Source organism: Variovorax sp. 01T432 (genome assembly GCF_056398605.1).
In genome coordinates this window covers 59,395-75,434 of record NZ_JBFTPS010000035.1, presented here as the reverse complement: position 1 = coordinate 75,434, position 16,040 = coordinate 59,395, and the positions used below count along the sequence as shown (strand labels likewise).

Below are 16,040 nucleotides of genomic sequence, written 5' to 3'. Positions count from 1 at the left end.
CAGCGCCTGGTCGTCGCCGGCAAACCAAAGAAGGTCGCCCTCGTGGCAGCCATGCGCAAGCTCCTGACGGTGCTCAACGCCATCGCCAAGAGTGGCAAGCATTGGGACGATTCGCTTCATTCGGCTTGACTTGCAAGACGGTTGCTCAGGGCGCCAGATCTTCCGCGTCGGCGTCCGGAAAGGCGAGCACCCTGTCGATGCGCTTGCCGTCGAGCTCCGCCACCTCGAAGCACCAGCCCGCGCAGTCGATGCGCTCGCCGACCTGGGGCAACTGCCCCGACACCGACATCAGCAGCCCGGCCACGGTGTTGTAGCGCCCCCGATCCTCATCGGGCAATTCGCGGATGCCCAGGCGCGCGCGCAGTTCGGACACCGGCATCAGGCCGTCCAGCTCCCACACGCCGTCCGGGCGCTCGCGGGCCCAGGCCTCGGCGTGGGTGGCGACCTGCAGTTCGCCCGTGATGGCCTCGAGCAGATCGCGCGGCGTCATCAGGCCCTGCACCACCCCGTATTCGTCGACCACGAACACCAGCCGGCCGGCGCGCTCGCGAAACTGCTCCAGCAGCTCCATGCCGGTAAGCGTCTCGGGCACGAACACGGCCGGCTGCGCGGCCTCCTCGACCGAGCCCTGGTGCGCCGAGCCCAGCGTGAGCAGATGGGCCACGCTGATCACGCCCACCACATCGTCCAGCGAGTTGCGGCAGACCGGGTACCACGAGTGGACGAGATTGAGCGCGCCGGCCGCCGACACCTTCTGCAGGCTCTGCGCGATGGTGAAGCTCGCCTCGAGCCACTCGATGTCGGCACGCGGAATCATCAGCGAGGTCAGGCGGCGGTCGTCGAGATGGAACACGTTGCGCACCATCTGGTGCTCGTGCATCTCGATCACGCCGGCGTCCACGCCCTCTTCGAGGCTCGCGGAGATCTCTTCCTCGGTGACGACCCGGGCCGCGTTCGAATCGATGCGCAGCAGCCTCAGCGTGGCGGCCGTCGCGCCGGAGAGCGTCACCACGAAGGGCTTGGCCCCGATCGCGAGCCAGCGCATGGGCCGCGCCACGTAGCGCGCCACAGGCTCGGGGTAGAGCTGGCCGATGCGCTTGGGAACGAGCTCGCCGAAGATGATGGTGAAGAAGGTGATGCAGGTCACCACCACGGCCGTGGAGGCGATGCTCGCCGTGCCCGCCCCCATGCCGAGCTTCTGCATCCACACGGACAGCGGCTCCGCGAAGGCGGCCTCGCCGACGATACCGCTGAGCATGCCGATCGAGGTGATGCCGATCTGCACGCTGGAGAGAAACTGCGTCGGATTCTCCATCAGCTTGAGGGCCGCCTCGGCTCCCGCATCCCCCGTTTCCGCCAGTGCGGCAAGGCGCGCTCGCCGGCTGGTGGAAAGGGCCATTTCGGACATTGCAAACAACGCATTGAGCGTCGTCAGCATGGCCAGCAGGAAAACATCCATGTACGGAGGGGAGAATGAGCGACCATGGCACTCTACCTGATCGGCGACGTGCAGGGCTGCGACGAGCCCCTGCGCCGCCTGCTCGACCACATCGATTTCTCTCCCAGCCGGGACACGCTCGTGATGCTCGGCGACCTCGTCAACCGCGGCCCCGCCTCGGCCGAGGTCGTGCGGCGCGTGCAGGCCTACGGCGGCGCGGCGCAGAGCCTGCTCGGCAACCACGACCTGCACCTGCTCGGTGTCGCCCACGGGGCGCGCAAGGCCGGCCGCGGCGACACGCTGGCGGGCGTGCTCGAGGCGCCCGACCGCGAGGCCCTGCTCGACTGGCTGCGCCACCAGCACATGGCGCTGCACCGGACGCTCGGCGGCGCCGATCTGCTGATGGTGCATGCCGGGGTGCTGCCGCAATGGAGCATCGGCGACACGCTGTCTTGCGCGTCAGAGGTCGAATCGGCCCTGCGAGGGCCCGCAATGGGCGATTTCCTGCGGACGATGTACGGCAATGAACCGGCGCAATGGAGCGACGACCTCGCCGGCAGCGCCCGGGTGCGCGTCATCGTCAACGCCCTCACGCGGATGCGCCTGTGCACGCCAGAGGGCATGATGGAGCTCAAGAACAAGGATGGCGTCGCCGCGGTGCCCGAGGGCTACTTGCCATGGTTCGACGTGCCGGGCCGGAAGACGGCGGCCGCCACTGTGGCCTTCGGCCACTGGTCGACGCTCGGCTGGGTCTCGCGACCCGACCTGATATCGACCGACACCGGCTGCGTCTGGGGCGGCTGCCTGAGCGCGGTGCGCATCGGTGCGACGCCGCAGGAGCGCGAGCTGATCCAGGTGAAGTGCCCGCAGGCGCAGAAGCCGGGCTGACGCGGCGCGAGCGCCTCGGGGGTCAGCCCGCGGGTTCGATGGTCTTGAACAGCGCGGCGACCTTGCGCTTGGACTTGATGTTCGCCGAGATGCCGCGCGCGGGCGCGGCCTTGGCGGCGGCTTCCCAGGCCGGGGCGGCTTCGCGTTCCGGCGGTGCCTCGTAGGGTTGCTCGAAGAACGGATCGCGCGGCGCCGAGGGCGCGCGGTGCGGGCGCCCGCCGCCACGCGCGGGCCGGGCGTCGACGCGTTCACGCGGGCGTTCGAGAGTGTCAAGCACATCGCGCGCATCGCCTGCTTCGCCCTCGTCGCGCCAGTGACGCCGTCCGTCGTTGATCCGCCCGCTCGGACGGTCTTCCTCGAACTCCACCGGTTCGAGTTCGATCTTCGTCTTGATCAGCTTCTCGATGTCTGCCACCAGGCGCACGTCGTTGCCGCCGCTGGCGAAGCTCACCGCCAGGCCGGAGGCCCCGGCGCGGCCGGTGCGGCCGATGCGGTGCACGTAGTCTTCGGCGTTGAACGGAATGTCGAAGTTGAAGACCGCCGGCACGTCCTTGATGTCCAGGCCGCGCGCCGCGACATCGGTGGCCACCAGCAGGTCGACTTCGCCCGCCTTGAAGGAGGCGAGCGCCTTGAGGCGTTCGTCCTGGCTCTTGTCGCCGTGCAGCGCGGTGGTCTTGAGGCCCTCGCGCTCGAGCGAACGCGCAAGCCGCGCGCAACCCAGCTTGCTGTTGACGAAGACGAAGGCCTGCTTGAGGCCGCGCTGGCGCAGGATCTGCTTGAGCGCGCGGCGCTTGTCGTCGTCGCTCACGCTGTAGAAACGCTGCTCGACGGTGGAGGCCGTCTCATTGGGCCGGGCGACCTCGATCGTGACCGGGTTCTGCAGGTAGCTGCCGGCCAGACGCTTGATCTCGGGCGAGAAGGTGGCCGAGAACAGCAGCGTGGTGCGCTGCTTGGGCAGGTAGGAAAGGATGCGCTGGAGATCGGGCAGGAAGCCGATGTCGAGCATGCGGTCGGCCTCGTCGAGCACCACGTACTCGACCTGGTTGAGGACCGCGTTCTTCGCTTCGATGTGGTCCAGCAGCCGGCCGGGCGTGGCGACCAGCACCTCGACGCCCTTCTTGAGTTCGAGCGTCTGCGGCTTCATGTCGATGCCGCCGAAGACGACCGCGCTGCGCAGGTTGGTGTACTTGGCGTAGAGCTTGACCTGCTGCGCGACCTGATCGGCCAGTTCGCGCGTGGGAAGCAGCACCAGCGCGCGCACCGGATGCCGCGCGGGCGAGGTCGAGGTGTTCTCGTGCTTGAGCATCCGTTGCAGGAGCGGCAGCGAGAAGGCGGCCGTCTTGCCGGTGCCCGTTTGTGCCGCGCCCATCACGTCCTGACCCGACAGGACCACCGGAATGGCCTGTTCCTGGATGGGCGTCATGGTCTCGTAGCCCATTTCGGCTACGGCACGCGCCAGGGGTTCGGCCAGGGAAAGATTGGAGAAGGAGCTTGTCATGAAGCCTGCTATTGTCGCACCCCTGAAGAAAAGAGGCTCCCCCCCAGCCTACGCGCACTTCGTGTCGCTTCTGCTACCCCCCTTCGGGGGGCGGGCCGGCCGCTTCGGGCGGCCGGGCGCGGCGGCCCCCTTGAATGGGGTCGGGCCCTGGACGCGGCGGGCCCCTGGAATGGGGTCGGCCGCCTAGAGGTTCCTGGTTCCGAACGTGTCGCAGTCCTGGATATTGCCGGTCTTGTAGCCGGCGCCGAACCAGCGCTGGCGCTGGGCGCTGGAGCCGTGCGTGAAGCTGTCGGGCACCACGGCCCGGCCGGCGGAGCGCTGCAGGGCGTCGTCGCCGATCTTCTGGGCGGCATTCATGGCGGCCTCGATGTCGCCCGGATCGAGCCATTGCTTCGACTCCTGCGAATGGTGGGCCCAGACGCCCGCGAAGCAGTCGGCCTGGAGCTCGACGCGCACGCTGATCGCGTTGGCCTGCGTCTGGCTCATCCGGCCGCGGGCCTGGTCGACCTTGGCCGTGATGCCCAGCTCGTCCTGCACGTGGTGGCCGACCTCGTGCGCGATGACATAGGCCTGTGCGAACACGCCCGGCGCGCCCAGCTGGTTCCTGAGCGTGTCGTAGAAGCCGAGGTCGATGTAGACCTTCTTGTCGCCGGGGCAGTAGAACGGCCCCATGGCCGACTGGCCCGTGCCGCAGGCCGTCGGCGTGGCATTGCGGAACAGCACCAGGCGCGTGGGCGTGTAGGTGCCGCCATTGCGGCGAAAGATGTCGGTCCACACGACTTCGGTGTTCTTCAGGATGGTGGAAACGAAGGCGGCCTGCTGGTCGTTGGGCGGCGGCTTGTGCGCCGGCCCCTGTTGCTGCACCTGCGGGGCCGGCCCGCCGCCGCTCAGCAGGCCCAGCACCGTGAGCGGGTTGATGCCGAAGACCCAGCCGGCGATCAGGGCCACCACGACAGTGCCGATGCCCACGCTGCGTCCACCGATCGGAAAGCCGCCAAAGCCCCCGCCGCCACCGCCGCCGTCGTCGCGACGGTCCTCGACGTTATCGGATTGTTCGTTGCCTTCCCACCTCATGACACGCTCTCCTCGCCGCCTCCACGGCGGCAGTCGCACGGATGGTACGCGCTCAGCGCGAAAGCACGAATCCGATGCGCACGACACCGTCTCCGGCGGGTTGCGGGGCCTGCGCCGCAAGATTGGCGGCACCCCCGCCGGCGCGCGCCGACGGCGATTCCGGCGCGGACACCGGTGCCTTGGCGTAGTACGCCTGGGCCTTCTGCACCTGGGAACGGGTGACCATCACCATCGCCGCCACCTGCGCCAGCACGACGGCCGCCAGGACGGCCAGCAGCAGCAGATGATAGGGACGCATTTCGCGCAGGCTCTGGAAGCTCGACATGTTCTCGCTCCTTGGTCGCGCCTCGGGCGCGGGAATATGGAATGGGAACGAATGTGCCGCCGCGCGGCGTGCCGCGCAGCGCCCGCCGCGCGCGAACCGGTGTAGGACCGCGCCGGGGCCCGGCCCGGGGCCTCATGCCGGGGCCCTATGCCTTGGGCAGCGTGACGCCGGTCTGGCCCTGGTACTTGCCGCCGCGGTCCTTGTAGCTGACATCGCAGACTTCGTCGCTCTCGAAGAAGAGCACCTGCGCGCAGCCCTCGCCCGCGTAGATCTTGGCCGGCAGCGGCGTGGTGTTGCTGAACTCCAGCGTCACGTAGCCCTCCCACTCGGGCTCGAAGGGCGTGACGTTGACGATGATGCCGCAGCGCGCGTAGGTGCTCTTGCCCAGGCAGATGGTCAGCACGTTGCGCGGGATGCGGAAGTACTCGACCGTGCGCGCCAGCGCGAAGCTGTTGGGCGGGATGATGCAGCTGTCGCCGTGGAAGTCGACGAAGCTCTTCTCGTCGAAGTTCTTCGGGTCGACCACCGTGCTGTGGATGTTGGTGAAGACCTTGAACTCGGGCGCGCAGCGGATGTCGTAGCCGTAGCTGGAGGTGCCGTAGCTGATGATCCGGTGGCCGTCCCGCTCGCGGATCTGGCCGGGCTCGAAGGGCTCGATCATGCCGCTCTTCTCGGCCATGCGCCGTATCCACTTGTCGCTCTTGATGCTCATGTCGCAGGGTCCTTCCTAGGGGCCGCTATTCTAGGCAGGCCTGGGAGATCACCGTCCGCTCGATCAGCCTGTCGTCGCCCAGGACGATCATCGCGAACAGCAGTTCCTCGAGATTGTTCGCCAGCGATGTCTTGCGCGCCAGCAGCGGCGTCGCCTTGGGGTCGATCACCACGAAGTCCGCCTCGCAGCCCGGCTGCAGGTTGCCGATGACGCCCTCGAGCCCGAGCGCGAGCGCCGCCCCGCCCGTGTGCCGCCACCAGAGCTGCGAGGGCGGGATGCTGATGCCCGGCTTGGTCTGGCCCTCGCGCCCAACGTAGTAGGCCGCCAGCATGGTCGCGAAGGGACTGAAGCTGGTGCCGCCGCCCACGTCGCTCGCCAGCCCGTAGCGGTAGCCGACGCGGTCGGCCCCCTCGAAGTCGAAGAAGCCGCTGCCGAGGAACAGGTTGCTCGTCGGGCTGACGGCCGCGGCGGTGCGCGTCACCCGCATCATGTGGCGGTCGGCGTCGTCGAAGTGGATGCAGTGCGCGTACACGGCACGCTCGCGCATCAGGCCGAAGCCCGCGTACACGTCCAGGTAGGAGCGCGCGCCCGGGAAGAGCTCGCGCGCCCACCGCACCTCGTCCTTGTTCTCCGCCACGTGCGAATGGATCCAGGTGTCGGGATACTTCGCGGCCAGTTCCCCCGCGCCTCGCAACTGGGCATCGGTGCTGGTCGGCGCGAAGCGCGGCGTGATGGCATAGCCCAGGCGGTCGACCTTGTGCCAGCGGCGGATCAGCGACTCGGTATCGATCAGGCTTTGGTCAGTCTGGTCGCGTACACCTTCGGGCGAATGACGATCCTGCAGCACCTTGCCCGTGATCATGCGCAGTTGCCGGCGCTGCGCGGCCTCGAAGAAGGCCTGCACCGACTGCGGGTGCGAGGTCGCGAAGGTCAGCGCCGTGGTGACGCCGTTGCGCAGCAACTCGTCGAGGAAGACCTCCGCCACCTCGGCCGCATGCGCGGGGTCGGCAAAACGGCTCTCGGCTGGGAATGTGTAGTTCTCGAGCCAGGGCAGCAGCCCCTCCGAGGGAGCCCCGATGATGTCGGTCTGCGGGAAGTGGATGTGCATGTCGACGAAGCCCGGCGCCATGATCCGTCCCGGCCAGTGCGTGACGGCCAGGCCCGGATGGCGAGCCGCCACCGCGGCGAAGGCGCCGGCATCCACCACGCGCCGGCGGCCGCCCGCATCGGGGCCGACGACGAGCAGGCCGTCCTCGTCGAAGACGGGACGGCCGGCATCGTCGAATCGCAGAAGTGAGGCGCGGTACGCTTGCATGGGCAGGGAGAGTAAGGCAGCCGCAATGGTATGCAATGTGCTTCCCCATATGGGCTCTATATTGCCAAGCTGGGATGATGCGGCAAGCCGTTGCCGGCCCGACATTGCGCTCGAACATAATTCCACCCACATCTTCCGAGGAAAAGCAATGAATTCACGCGACGCCGCCAGGAGCGCCCAGACACGATGAAAGTGCTTCTCATCGGGAACTACGTCCCGGACGGCCAGACCAGCATGCTCGCGTTCCGGCGCGTCCTCGAACGCGAGCTCCCCCGCCTCGGCTGCGAATTGCGCGTCATCTCCCCACCCGAGCGCGTGCTCCGAGGTTCCTCCTCCTCGCGCTGGTGGAAGTGGTTGGGCTACGTGGACAAGTTCATCCTGTTCATTCCAGCCCTCGTGCGCGAGTCGCGCTGGGCCGACGTGGTGCACGTCGCCGATCACTCCAACGCCATGTACATCCGCTGGGTGAAGGCGAAGCCGAACGTCATCACCTGCCATGACGTGATCGCCGTGCAGGCCGCCAAGGGCATGATCGACGGCTGGAATGTCGGCTGGACCGGCAGGATCTTCCAGCGACTGATCTCCAACGGGCTGGCGCGCGCCGACCTGGTGGCCTGCGTCTCGCACCTGACTCGGCGTGAGCTGCTCGCATTGGGCCTGGCGGACGAGCGCAAGGTGACGACGGTGCTGAACGGGCTGAACGACGATTTCTCGCCCGTCCCGCCCGACGAGGCCGAGCGCCTCATCGCCCGCTTCGGCCTTTCGGCGCAGGACAAGTACCTGATTCACGTCGGCTGGGACCTGCCGCGCAAGAACCGCCGGGCCGTGCTCGAGGCCTTCATCGCGCTGCAGGAGCGCGCGGCCGCGGCAGGCAGGCCCGCGCCGATGCAGCAGTTGCTGTTCGTCGGCCCGGAACTCGTGCCCGAGATGGCCGACCTGGCGCGCCAGCACGGCGTCGCGGACCGCATCAAGACAGTGCAGGGGGTGTCGCACGAGGAGCTGCGCGCCCTCTATTCGAGCGCGGCGGCGCTGCTGTTCCCCTCGATCCAGGAAGGCTTCGGCTGGCCGGTGATCGAGGCACAGGCCTGCGGCTGCCCGGTCTTTACCTCCGACCTCGAGCCGATGAACGAGATCGGCGGCGAAGGAGCGGAGTATGTGGACCCCAACGACCCCGCGGCCATCGCCACCTCGATCGAGCGGGCCGCGCCGAGGCTGACCGAAATGCGCTGCCTGGGCCTTGCGAACGCCAAGCTCTACACCTCCACGCAGATGACGGCGAACTACATCGCGGCCTACCAGCGCGCCATCGACGAGCGCAAGAAGAACGACAAGGCAGGCGGATGAAGAAGCTGCTGGCGCTGGGCGTGGTGCTGCTGCCCTGGTCGATCAAGCGCTGGGTCCTGCGCCGCTTCTGGGGCTACGAGATCGCCGATGGCGCGCGCATCGGACTGTCCTACATCTTTCCCGAGCAGTTGATCATGGGCGAAGGCGCCTACATCGGTCACCTGAACGTTGCCATCCACCTGGGCCGCCTGGAGTGCGGCGCCCATTCGGTGATCGATCGTTCGAACTGGATCACCGGCCATCCGCCGAAGGGGGCGCACTTCACGCATCGCACGCAAAGGGAGCCCACGCTGGTGGTCGGCGAGCACGCGGCGATCACCAAGTCGCACATGATCGACTGCACGGACAAGATCGAGATCGGCCCCTTCACGACCATCGCGGGCTATCAATCGCAATTCATCACGCACGGCATCAACGTGGTCGACGGGCGACAGGACTGCAAGCCGATCCGCATCGGCGCCTACTGTCTCGTCGGGACGCGCGTGGCGGTCCTCGGCGGCGCGGCGCTGCCGGACCGCTCGGTGCTCGGCGCCGGCTCGGTGCTCAACAAGGCGCACGTCGAGGAATTCGCGGTCTACGCCGGCCAGCCCGCGGCGAAGGTCAAGGCCATCGACCCCGAAGCCGCGTACTTCCACCGCACCCGCGGCTTCGTGGACTGACGCGGGGTCGCGCTCAACGCGGCAGCCGGCCCTGCACGCCTTCGACCAGCCAGTTCATACGCAGGATCTGCTCGTCGCCGAGGCTCTGCCCCCTGGCGATCGCCACATGTCCCTCGTTGTCCCGCACGTCGGCCGCACCGGCGCGAAACGGCTGCAGCCTGCCGGCCGCGATGTCCTTCTGGCGTGACAGGACTTCGTCCCGCACGGCCTTCGGCACCTGGGGCCCGAAGTCGCCGACGCGGATCATTCCTTCCCTGACGCCGCCCCACACGTTGCCGCTCTTCCAGCCGCCGTCGAGCACGGCCCTCGCGCGCTGCGTGTAATAGCCGCCCCACTGGTGAGTGACCGCGATGATCTGCGCGTCGGGCGCGACCTTGCGCATGTCGGAGTGGTAGGCCACGGCCATCTTGCCGCGCTCCTGCGCCGCCGCCATCACCGCCGTCGAGCCTGTATGGAAGGCGATCACGTCGACGTCCTGGTTGAACAGGGTCATCGCGGCGTCGCGCTCCTTCGGCGGGTCGAACCACGTATCGAGCCAGACCACCTTGACCTGCGCCTTCGGATCGACCGAGCGCATGCCCAGCGCGAAGGCATTGATGCCCTGCAGCACCTCGGGAATCGGGAAGCCCGCCACGTAGCCCGCGGTGTGGGTCTTCGTCAGGCGCCCGGCGGCGATGCCGGCCAGGTAGCGGCCCTCGTAGTAGCGCGCGTTCGCGGTCGCGACGTTGGGCGCGGTCTTGTAGCCGGTGATCGATTCGAACTTCACATCGGGGAAGTCGCGCGCCACCTTGAGCGTCGGCTCCATGTAGCCGAAGCTGGGCGTGAAGATCAGCTTGTTGCCCTGGCGAGCCAGGTCGCGGATGACGCGCTCGGCGTCGGCGCCCTCCGGCACGTTCTCGACGAAGGTGGTCCGCACCTGGCCGGGTAGTGCAGCCTCGACGGCCTTGCGGCCCTCCTCATGCTGGCGCACCCAGCCCGCGTCGGTGATCGGCGCGACATACACGAAGCCGATCTTCAGCGGCTCCTTGGGTTGCGAGAAGGCGGGGGAGAAAAAACAGGCGGCGGCCAGCGCCAGAACGGCGCGGCCCGCGAGGTTTTTATACATGGTAGTCCTCTACATGGCCCCGAACGAAAAACGCCGCGGCGCCTGGAGCAACGGCGACGCAGCGTGATCATTGTCACATGTCCAGGACGATCAATTCGGGCAGCGCCGCGAATGCTGATCAATTGTCACAACTGACGCGATTGCGATATCACTCTTGCCGAAAATCCACCCCGTCGCGATGGCGAGATAACTCAATCAACGAACGTCCTCGCTATCCAGACAGGGTCGATTCATCGACACGTTCTCAATCAATCAATCAATCAGGGCTCCATGATTTTCAAGAAGACAATTCTGACTCTTTCGCTTTGCCTGGCATCGGGCTTGGCGCTCGCCGCGACCACCGAACCGGCCCCGAGCGCAACGCCGACCCCCACTGTCGAGGCCGAGCAGAATCTTGCGCAAGGCGCGCCCGCCTACACCCTGACCTGGGGCGAATCGACCGGGTCGGGCTTCATGTTCTATCCGGGTCTCTCCGACGGCATTCGCGCGCATGCCAACTCGGCAGCCGATGCGGAAAAGTGGGGCCCCGAACTGGGCTTCCAGATCCAGATGCACGTGGTGGACCACAACAACCTGGTCAAGCGGACCCTGAGCTTCCCGACCAAGAAGTACGCGAAGATCAACGTGGAAGTGTCGAAGACGGCGGGGCAGACGACCCGCAACTTCTACGGATACGAAGTCGTCGACCCGCAGAAGGAACCGGCCATCGTCGAGATCCAGGCCTTCAACATTCCGCAGGCATCTCCCGCGCCCTGACGGCCTGTCGCGCCGCCCCGTAAAGCGGCGGCGCATCGGCCGGCTGACACCCTATTCCGCCTCGATGCCCGCCGCTTTCACGATACGACCCCACTTCTGCGATTCCGCCGCCTGGAACTTCGCGAGTTCTTCCGGCGAAGTGGTGAACACCTCCGTGCCGCTCGGGTCGTAGAACGCGGTCTTCGCGGCCTGGCTGCGGGCCGCCTTCACCAGCAGCTCGTTGAGCCGCTTGACGACCGCCGGCGGCGTCTTCGCCGGCACATAGGCCGCGAACCAGTAGCCCATCTCGTAGCCCTTCACGCCGGCCTCGGCAATCGTCGGCACCTCCGGCGCCAGCGGCGAGCGCTGCGCGCCCGACACGCCCAGCGCGCGCAGCTTGCCTGACTTGACCTGCGGCAGGCCGGTCGCCGTGTCGGTGATCATCATGTCGATCTGGCCGCCCAGCAGGTCCGTGATGGCGAGCGGGTTGCTCTTGTACGGCACGTGCAGGAGCTTGATGCCGGCCATCTGCTGCAGCAGTTCGCCAGCCATGCGGCTCGACGAACTGCCGCTGCCGAAACTCAGCTTGCCCGGCTCCTTCTTCGCCAGCGCGATGAATTCCGCCACCGACTTGATCTGCGAGTTCGCATTGACCACCATGATCTGGCCACCCTTGCCGAGCGCAGTGACCGGACTGAAGTCCTTCACCGGGTCATAGGGCAGCTTCTTGTACAGGTGCTCGTTGGCGGCGTGCGTGGTGTTGGTGGTGATCAGCACCGTGTAGCCGTCGGCCGGCGCCTTGGCCACCTGCTGCGAAGCGATGAAGCCGCTCGCGCCTGCCTTGTCGTCGACCACCACCGGCTGCTTCGTCTCGGCCCCGACACCGTTGCCGATGGCGCGCGCGATCTGGTCGGTCGCGCTGCCGGCGGCGAAGGGAACGACGAAGGTGATGGCCTTCTCGGGGTAGGTCTGCGCCGTCGCGCCGGCCGCGGCCAGCAGCGCGGCGAAGGCCAGCGCGAGAGTTCGGAAGCGGGTCATGGATTTGTCTCCGGGATGAGTAAGTGGGTCAGTGAAGCGGGAACATCGACGGGCATGTCCAGCAAGAGAAAGGACAGCGCCTTGCCGTGCGCGTCGAGGTTCAGCGCGTCGTTGACGCCGCCGTCGAGCACGTCGTCGAGCACGAAGTTCATCGCCTGCAGCTTCGGCAGCAGGAAGCGCTGCACGCGGCTGGGCTGGCGGTACTGGAAGCGGGCGGCGACCGCCTCGGGCGTGATCTGCTCGACCAGCAAGGGGTAGAGATCCGGGTGCCAGGCGATCACGCTGATGTTGGAGCGGTCGCCCTTGTCGCCGGTGCGCCCGTGGGCGGCGCGAAAGAGCGGGACACGCAGCGATGGCGTCATGGCGCCTCCTCCAGCAGTTCGAAGCGCACCGGGACCCGATCCCGCGCCACCAGGCAGGAACGCGTGTTGAGCCGCGGGGTCAGCGCGGTGCGCACGCCGCCGCCGCCGGCGGGGCCGCAGGTGTAGAGCGCCATCACCTCGCGCGTGAGCCGTTCGGCTTCGCCGCGCTCGTCATGCGTGGCGGCCACGCGCAGCCGCACGTCGCGCGCGCCGCTGTCCGGCGTCGCGGCCAGTGCCCGGCCCGCGTCATCCGCGAAGATGCTGATCGCGCCGATCAGGTCGACCCGGAGATCGAGTCCGGCGAGGCGCCGTCGCAGGATGTCGGCCGCGAGTCGCGCGCGCGCCTCGGCGCGCGCGCCGGCGTAGGAGATCTCGCCTTCGGCGAGCCAACCGCCTTCGCAGCAGACGTTCACCTTGTACCGGTCGGGTCGCGCATGCCCACGCACGCCGGAGAGCGCGACGCGCCCGGTGCCGGCGGCCCGCACCTCGGCTTGCGAGATGTCGGCGACCACGTCGGGCGTCAGGTAGGCCGCGGGGTCGTGCACCTCGTAGAGCAGTTGCTCCCTCATCGTCGCTTCGCTCACCAGGCCGCCCGTGGCGTCGGCCTTGCCGAGGATGCAGCAACCGTCCTCGTCGATCTCGGCGATCGGAAAGCCCAGCGCATCCAGGCCCGGGACCTCCTTGTAGCCGGGATCGGCGAAGTAGCCTCCGCAGACCTGCGCCCCGCATTCCAGCAGGTGGCCCGCCATGGTGGCGCGGCCAAGGCGCTCCCAGTCGTCGGCGCGCCAGCCGAAGTGCGACATCGCCGGCCCCACGGTGAGCGAAGGGTCCGCCACGCGCCCGCAGACCACGATCTGCGCGCCGGCATCCAGCGCCGCCGCGATCGGCTCGGCGCCGATGTAGGCATTGGCGCTCACCAGCCGCATGCCGTCCATGGCCGCGCCGAGTTGTTCGCGCAGCAGCGCGCGATGGCCGGGCCCCGAGAGGTCGTCGCCTTCGACCACGGCGATGCGCGGGGCCGTCGCGCCGAGTTCGCGTGCCATGCGGGCGATGTGCCGCGCGGCCGCGCGCGGGTTCGCGGCGCCGAAATTGCTGACGATGCGGATGCCATGGGCCAGGCAGCGCGCCAGCACCGGGCGCAGCATGGCGTCGAGCAGGGGTTCGTAGCCCGCATCGGCATCCAGCTTGCGCCGCAGCTGCGCCAGGGCCAGTGTTCGCTCGGCCAGTGTCTCGAAGATCAGGAAGGCGCGCTGGTCCGGCGGGCCATGTCGCAACCGCGCGATGAGCGTGTCCACCACGGGCCCGGCGGCATCGGTGCGGTCGCCGGAAAAACCGGCCGCGCAGCCGACCAGCAAGGGGGATGAAGCTTGTGTGTGCATGTCTCCGGATCTCGTTCTACACAGAATGTAGGCTCGGGTGCTTCATCCGTGAAATCGAATTTTCGGATCGGCTCAGCTGGAATTCAGATCAATGGCACAACCCGACCTTTCCGCGCGCCAACTGCGCGCCTTTCTCGCGGTCACCGACCTGCGCAACTTCACGCGCGCCGCGCAGGCCTCGCATCTGTCGCAGCCGGCCTTCAGCGCACTGATCCGCACGCTGGAGAGCGCGGTGGGCGCGCGCCTGCTGGACCGGACCACGCGCAGCGTGCAGCTCACGCCGGAGGGCCGGCTCTTCGAGCCATCGGCGCGGCGCCTGCTCGCCGACATGGCCCGGGCGCTCGAAGACCTGGGCGACCACGTGGAGCGGCGCAAGGGGCGCGTGCACGTCGCGGCCCTGCCCTCCCTGGCCGCGGGCTGGCTGCCGGGCATCTTCGCCGCGTACCACGCCGCATGGCCGGGCATCGAGCTCGCCCTGAGCGACCTGCTTTCCGATGCCTGCTTCGACCTCGTGCGGGGCGGCCTGGCGGACTTCGCCCTGGCCTCGAGCGGCGCGCGCGCAGGGGACGCGGCGGAGCTTCGCATGCGGGTGCTGTTCGCCGATCGCTTCCATCTCGTGTGCCGCGCCGACCATCCCTTGGCCACCGAGCCGCGGCTGACCCTGCGCAAGCTGGCGCCTTGGCCCTTCATCCACATGGCCCGCAACAGCAGCGTGCGGCAGGCGCTGGAAGCGGCGCTGCACCCGCTCGTGATGAACACCGTGCTGGAAGTCGAGCAGCTGGCGACCGTGATGGGGATGGTCGAAGCCGGACTCGGCATCAGCGTGGTCCCGACGCTCACGCTCTACCAGTTCAGGCGAGAGACCATCGCGATCAGGCCGCTCTCCATCCCCAAGCTCACGCGCCGCATCTATCTGGTCCAGCGCAGGGAAGGCAGCCTGTCGGCCGCCGCGCAGGCGCTGCACGATCTCGTGGTGGCGCGGCTTGGGTCGCTTGCGGCTTAGCGGTTGCGGCGGCTCAGAAGATGCTGACGAATTGTCGTGAAACCGATTCCTGAATCGGATCGGCTGGAAGAATCGCCTCGCGCCGAGCGCGCCGACCCGGAAACTGGGCATGCGCCGGCATCGACGTCGTCAAGACGCGGCCGCGCAGCTGGCCGATCACGTCAACAACCATCACTCATCATCGTTCCATGATCTTCAAGAAATCCATCCTCGCGCTCTCAATGTCCGCCGCGTGCGCGCTGGCATCGGCGGCCCCTGCGACAACGACCGCAACCGCACCGGAAGCAGTCGCGAATCCAGCGACGGCAGCGACCACGCCCGCCGTTTCGGCCGCCGCTACCGAGACCAATATGCTGAAGGGCGTCCCCGCGTACCTGTTTACGACCAACAGCCATGAGCCCTTCATCCCGGGCTTCACCGCCTACACCCCCATGACCGACGGAGACCGTGTGCATCGCGGTTGGACGGGCACTGGAGCCTGGACGAACTTGACCACCAATCCGCACCTCTACGTGGTCGATGGAAGCGGGGCCATTTGCCTGGACAGATTCGGCAGCTGCCCCGGCACGGCCGGGCAAGGCGAGGTCGACATCAATACCATCGTGGTCTACTCGCGACAAGATGCCGCATCGCAACAAGAACCCTCCGACTCGGCCACCTTCACCGAACTGGGGGCTGTCGATTTCAAGATCTATGGCCAGCGCGATGTTGAGCCTGGCGTCACCTTCCCAACCACCCTGGATGCCGGGGGAACATTGATCGCAGCAGTCCAGGGCAACAACCTTGTGAAGCGGACCATCACCTTCCCAACGCAGAAAGTCTCGAAGATCGTCGTCACCGTCAATAAGGCGGCTGGTGGCCGTGTCCAAGCCCAGCCAGCCATCGTCGAAATCGAAGCCTTCAACCGCCCGACGACGACGACGACGCCTGCACCCTGAGCCTCTGAAGGAGGCGCAATGCCCCCTGGGCGCTGTGGCGTTGACCGCAGCGCTCGATATCCACAACTCCAACTGAGTGACGGCGGGTGTTCAGTCGCCGCAGACCGACGGCCGCGCGCGGCCTCACGGCACCGGAATTTCAGGCTTCTCTGTCAGCATTCCCGCCTCGCCGGCCGAAAATGGCTGACTCGGACGGTTCGCCTTCCCAGCCGACCAGATCTCGAGGT

Annotated in this window: 17 protein-coding genes and 1 pseudogene; 7 read left to right on the top strand and 11 right to left on the bottom strand. The window is 67.8% G+C overall.

Annotation, left to right across the window (positions count from 1 at the left end):
- Positions 1 to 129, top strand: a pseudogene (locus AC1DNF_RS23765) (IS110 family transposase); the annotation flags it as partial.
- Positions 130 to 145: 16 nt separating this feature from the next.
- On the opposite strand, the gene AC1DNF_RS23760 reads toward AC1DNF_RS23765, so the two are convergent.
- Positions 146 to 1,459: a hemolysin family protein gene (locus AC1DNF_RS23760; protein WP_478151101.1), complete on the bottom strand. Its 1,314-nt coding sequence runs from the start codon at positions 1,457 to 1,459 to the stop codon at positions 146 to 148.
- Between the two features lie 24 nt (positions 1,460 to 1,483).
- On the opposite strand from AC1DNF_RS23760, the gene AC1DNF_RS23755 reads away from it, so the two are divergent.
- The gene (locus AC1DNF_RS23755) at positions 1,484 to 2,326 is read left to right on the top strand and encodes a symmetrical bis(5'-nucleosyl)-tetraphosphatase (protein ID WP_478151100.1); all 843 of its coding nucleotides are present in this window, start codon (positions 1,484 to 1,486) and stop codon (positions 2,324 to 2,326) included.
- A gap of 22 nt (positions 2,327 to 2,348) precedes the next feature.
- On the opposite strand, the gene AC1DNF_RS23750 is transcribed toward AC1DNF_RS23755, so the two are convergent.
- The 5 genes from AC1DNF_RS23750 to guaD form a co-directional block, all read right to left on the bottom strand.
- Entirely contained in the window at positions 2,349 to 3,824 is a 1,476-nt protein-coding gene (locus AC1DNF_RS23750) for a DEAD/DEAH box helicase (protein WP_478151099.1), read from the bottom strand.
- Positions 3,825 to 4,007: 183 nt separating this feature from the next.
- Positions 4,008 to 4,898, bottom strand: coding sequence for a KPN_02809 family neutral zinc metallopeptidase (gene ypfJ, locus AC1DNF_RS23745; protein ID WP_478151098.1), 891 nt, complete (start codon positions 4,896 to 4,898; stop codon positions 4,008 to 4,010).
- Positions 4,899 to 4,950: 52 nt separating this feature from the next.
- Positions 4,951 to 5,223, bottom strand: coding sequence for a hypothetical protein (locus tag AC1DNF_RS23740; protein WP_478151097.1), 273 nt, complete (start codon positions 5,221 to 5,223; stop codon positions 4,951 to 4,953).
- Positions 5,224 to 5,368: 145 nt separating this feature from the next.
- Positions 5,369 to 5,935: a dCTP deaminase gene (dcd, locus tag AC1DNF_RS23735; RefSeq protein WP_478151096.1), complete on the bottom strand. Its 567-nt coding sequence runs from the start codon at positions 5,933 to 5,935 to the stop codon at positions 5,369 to 5,371.
- A gap of 25 nt (positions 5,936 to 5,960) precedes the next feature.
- Positions 5,961 to 7,250: a guanine deaminase gene (guaD, locus tag AC1DNF_RS23730; RefSeq protein WP_478151095.1), complete on the bottom strand. Its 1,290-nt coding sequence runs from the start codon at positions 7,248 to 7,250 to the stop codon at positions 5,961 to 5,963.
- A 186-nt stretch (positions 7,251 to 7,436) separates the two neighbouring features.
- Between guaD and AC1DNF_RS23725 the strand changes: the two genes are divergently transcribed.
- Positions 7,437 to 8,594, top strand: coding sequence for a glycosyltransferase family 4 protein (locus AC1DNF_RS23725; RefSeq protein ID WP_478151094.1), 1,158 nt, complete (start codon positions 7,437 to 7,439; stop codon positions 8,592 to 8,594).
- Complete coding sequence (locus AC1DNF_RS23720; protein ID WP_478151093.1) at positions 8,591 to 9,253, top strand: acyltransferase; 663 nt, start codon at positions 8,591 to 8,593, stop codon at positions 9,251 to 9,253. The genes AC1DNF_RS23725 and AC1DNF_RS23720 overlap by 4 nt, the downstream gene beginning before the upstream one ends.
- A gap of 13 nt (positions 9,254 to 9,266) precedes the next feature.
- Here AC1DNF_RS23720 and AC1DNF_RS23715 read toward each other — a convergent pair whose 3' ends face one another.
- Complete coding sequence (locus AC1DNF_RS23715) at positions 9,267 to 10,358, bottom strand: BMP family ABC transporter substrate-binding protein (protein ID WP_478151092.1); 1,092 nt, start codon at positions 10,356 to 10,358, stop codon at positions 9,267 to 9,269.
- 270 nt (positions 10,359 to 10,628) lie between these two features.
- On the opposite strand from AC1DNF_RS23715, the gene AC1DNF_RS23710 reads away from it, so the two are divergent.
- Positions 10,629 to 11,114: a hypothetical protein gene (locus tag AC1DNF_RS23710; RefSeq protein ID WP_478151091.1), complete on the top strand. Its 486-nt coding sequence runs from the start codon at positions 10,629 to 10,631 to the stop codon at positions 11,112 to 11,114.
- A 51-nt stretch (positions 11,115 to 11,165) separates the two neighbouring features.
- Here the strand turns inward: AC1DNF_RS23710 and AC1DNF_RS23705 are convergent, their stop codons facing one another.
- From AC1DNF_RS23705 to AC1DNF_RS23695, 3 genes are read right to left on the bottom strand one after another with little or no spacing between them, the layout of a single operon-like run.
- A complete protein-coding gene (locus AC1DNF_RS23705) occupies positions 11,166 to 12,131 on the bottom strand; it encodes a Bug family tripartite tricarboxylate transporter substrate binding protein (protein WP_478151090.1) in 966 nt (321 codons plus the stop codon).
- Positions 12,128 to 12,493, bottom strand: a complete 366-nt coding sequence (locus tag AC1DNF_RS23700; RefSeq protein WP_478151089.1) for an AtuA-related protein — start codon at positions 12,491 to 12,493, stop codon at positions 12,128 to 12,130. Before AC1DNF_RS23700 ends, AC1DNF_RS23705 begins: the two co-directional genes overlap by 4 nt.
- Positions 12,490 to 13,872: an acyclic terpene utilization AtuA family protein gene (locus tag AC1DNF_RS23695; RefSeq protein WP_478151088.1), complete on the bottom strand. Its 1,383-nt coding sequence runs from the start codon at positions 13,870 to 13,872 to the stop codon at positions 12,490 to 12,492. The genes AC1DNF_RS23700 and AC1DNF_RS23695 overlap by 4 nt, the downstream gene beginning before the upstream one ends.
- A gap of 91 nt (positions 13,873 to 13,963) precedes the next feature.
- Between AC1DNF_RS23695 and AC1DNF_RS23690 the strand changes: the two genes are divergently transcribed.
- Positions 13,964 to 14,875 (top strand): LysR family transcriptional regulator, encoded by a 912-nt coding sequence (locus AC1DNF_RS23690; protein WP_478151087.1) that lies wholly within the window; start codon positions 13,964 to 13,966, stop codon positions 14,873 to 14,875.
- Positions 14,876 to 14,888: 13 nt separating this feature from the next.
- On the opposite strand, the gene AC1DNF_RS23685 is transcribed toward AC1DNF_RS23690, so the two are convergent.
- Positions 14,889 to 15,047 (bottom strand): hypothetical protein, encoded by a 159-nt coding sequence (locus AC1DNF_RS23685; protein WP_478151086.1) that lies wholly within the window; start codon positions 15,045 to 15,047, stop codon positions 14,889 to 14,891.
- A gap of 16 nt (positions 15,048 to 15,063) precedes the next feature.
- Between AC1DNF_RS23685 and AC1DNF_RS23680 the strand changes: the two genes are divergently transcribed.
- Complete coding sequence (locus tag AC1DNF_RS23680) at positions 15,064 to 15,813, top strand: hypothetical protein (RefSeq protein WP_478151085.1); 750 nt, start codon at positions 15,064 to 15,066, stop codon at positions 15,811 to 15,813.
- The last annotated feature ends 227 nt before the right edge of the window (positions 15,814 to 16,040 follow it).

What these genes read in the sequence shown, in the direction of transcription:
- AC1DNF_RS23760 (WP_478151101.1), bottom strand. Translation starts at nt 1,459, where the DNA reads ATGGATGTTTTCCTGCTGGCCATGCTGACGACGCTCAATGCGTTGTTT.
- AC1DNF_RS23755 (WP_478151100.1), top strand. Translation starts at nt 1,484, where the DNA reads ATGGCACTCTACCTGATCGGCGACGTGCAGGGCTGCGACGAGCCCCTG.
- AC1DNF_RS23750 (WP_478151099.1), bottom strand. Translation starts at nt 3,824, where the DNA reads ATGACAAGCTCCTTCTCCAATCTTTCCCTGGCCGAACCCCTGGCGCGT.
- ypfJ (WP_478151098.1), bottom strand. Translation starts at nt 4,898, where the DNA reads ATGAGGTGGGAAGGCAACGAACAATCCGATAACGTCGAGGACCGTCGC.
- AC1DNF_RS23740 (WP_478151097.1), bottom strand. Translation starts at nt 5,223, where the DNA reads ATGTCGAGCTTCCAGAGCCTGCGCGAAATGCGTCCCTATCATCTGCTG.
- dcd (WP_478151096.1), bottom strand. Translation starts at nt 5,935, where the DNA reads ATGAGCATCAAGAGCGACAAGTGGATACGGCGCATGGCCGAGAAGAGC.
- guaD (WP_478151095.1), bottom strand. Translation starts at nt 7,250, where the DNA reads ATGCAAGCGTACCGCGCCTCACTTCTGCGATTCGACGATGCCGGCCGT.
- AC1DNF_RS23725 (WP_478151094.1), top strand. Translation starts at nt 7,437, where the DNA reads ATGAAAGTGCTTCTCATCGGGAACTACGTCCCGGACGGCCAGACCAGC.
- AC1DNF_RS23720 (WP_478151093.1), top strand. Translation starts at nt 8,591, where the DNA reads ATGAAGAAGCTGCTGGCGCTGGGCGTGGTGCTGCTGCCCTGGTCGATC.
- AC1DNF_RS23715 (WP_478151092.1), bottom strand. Translation starts at nt 10,358, where the DNA reads ATGTATAAAAACCTCGCGGGCCGCGCCGTTCTGGCGCTGGCCGCCGCC.
- AC1DNF_RS23710 (WP_478151091.1), top strand. Translation starts at nt 10,629, where the DNA reads ATGATTTTCAAGAAGACAATTCTGACTCTTTCGCTTTGCCTGGCATCG.
- AC1DNF_RS23705 (WP_478151090.1), bottom strand. Translation starts at nt 12,131, where the DNA reads ATGACCCGCTTCCGAACTCTCGCGCTGGCCTTCGCCGCGCTGCTGGCC.
- AC1DNF_RS23700 (WP_478151089.1), bottom strand. Translation starts at nt 12,493, where the DNA reads ATGACGCCATCGCTGCGTGTCCCGCTCTTTCGCGCCGCCCACGGGCGC.
- AC1DNF_RS23695 (WP_478151088.1), bottom strand. Translation starts at nt 13,872, where the DNA reads ATGCACACACAAGCTTCATCCCCCTTGCTGGTCGGCTGCGCGGCCGGT.
- AC1DNF_RS23690 (WP_478151087.1), top strand. Translation starts at nt 13,964, where the DNA reads ATGGCACAACCCGACCTTTCCGCGCGCCAACTGCGCGCCTTTCTCGCG.
- AC1DNF_RS23685 (WP_478151086.1), bottom strand. Translation starts at nt 15,047, where the DNA reads ATGGTTGTTGACGTGATCGGCCAGCTGCGCGGCCGCGTCTTGACGACG.
- AC1DNF_RS23680 (WP_478151085.1), top strand. Translation starts at nt 15,064, where the DNA reads ATGATCTTCAAGAAATCCATCCTCGCGCTCTCAATGTCCGCCGCGTGC.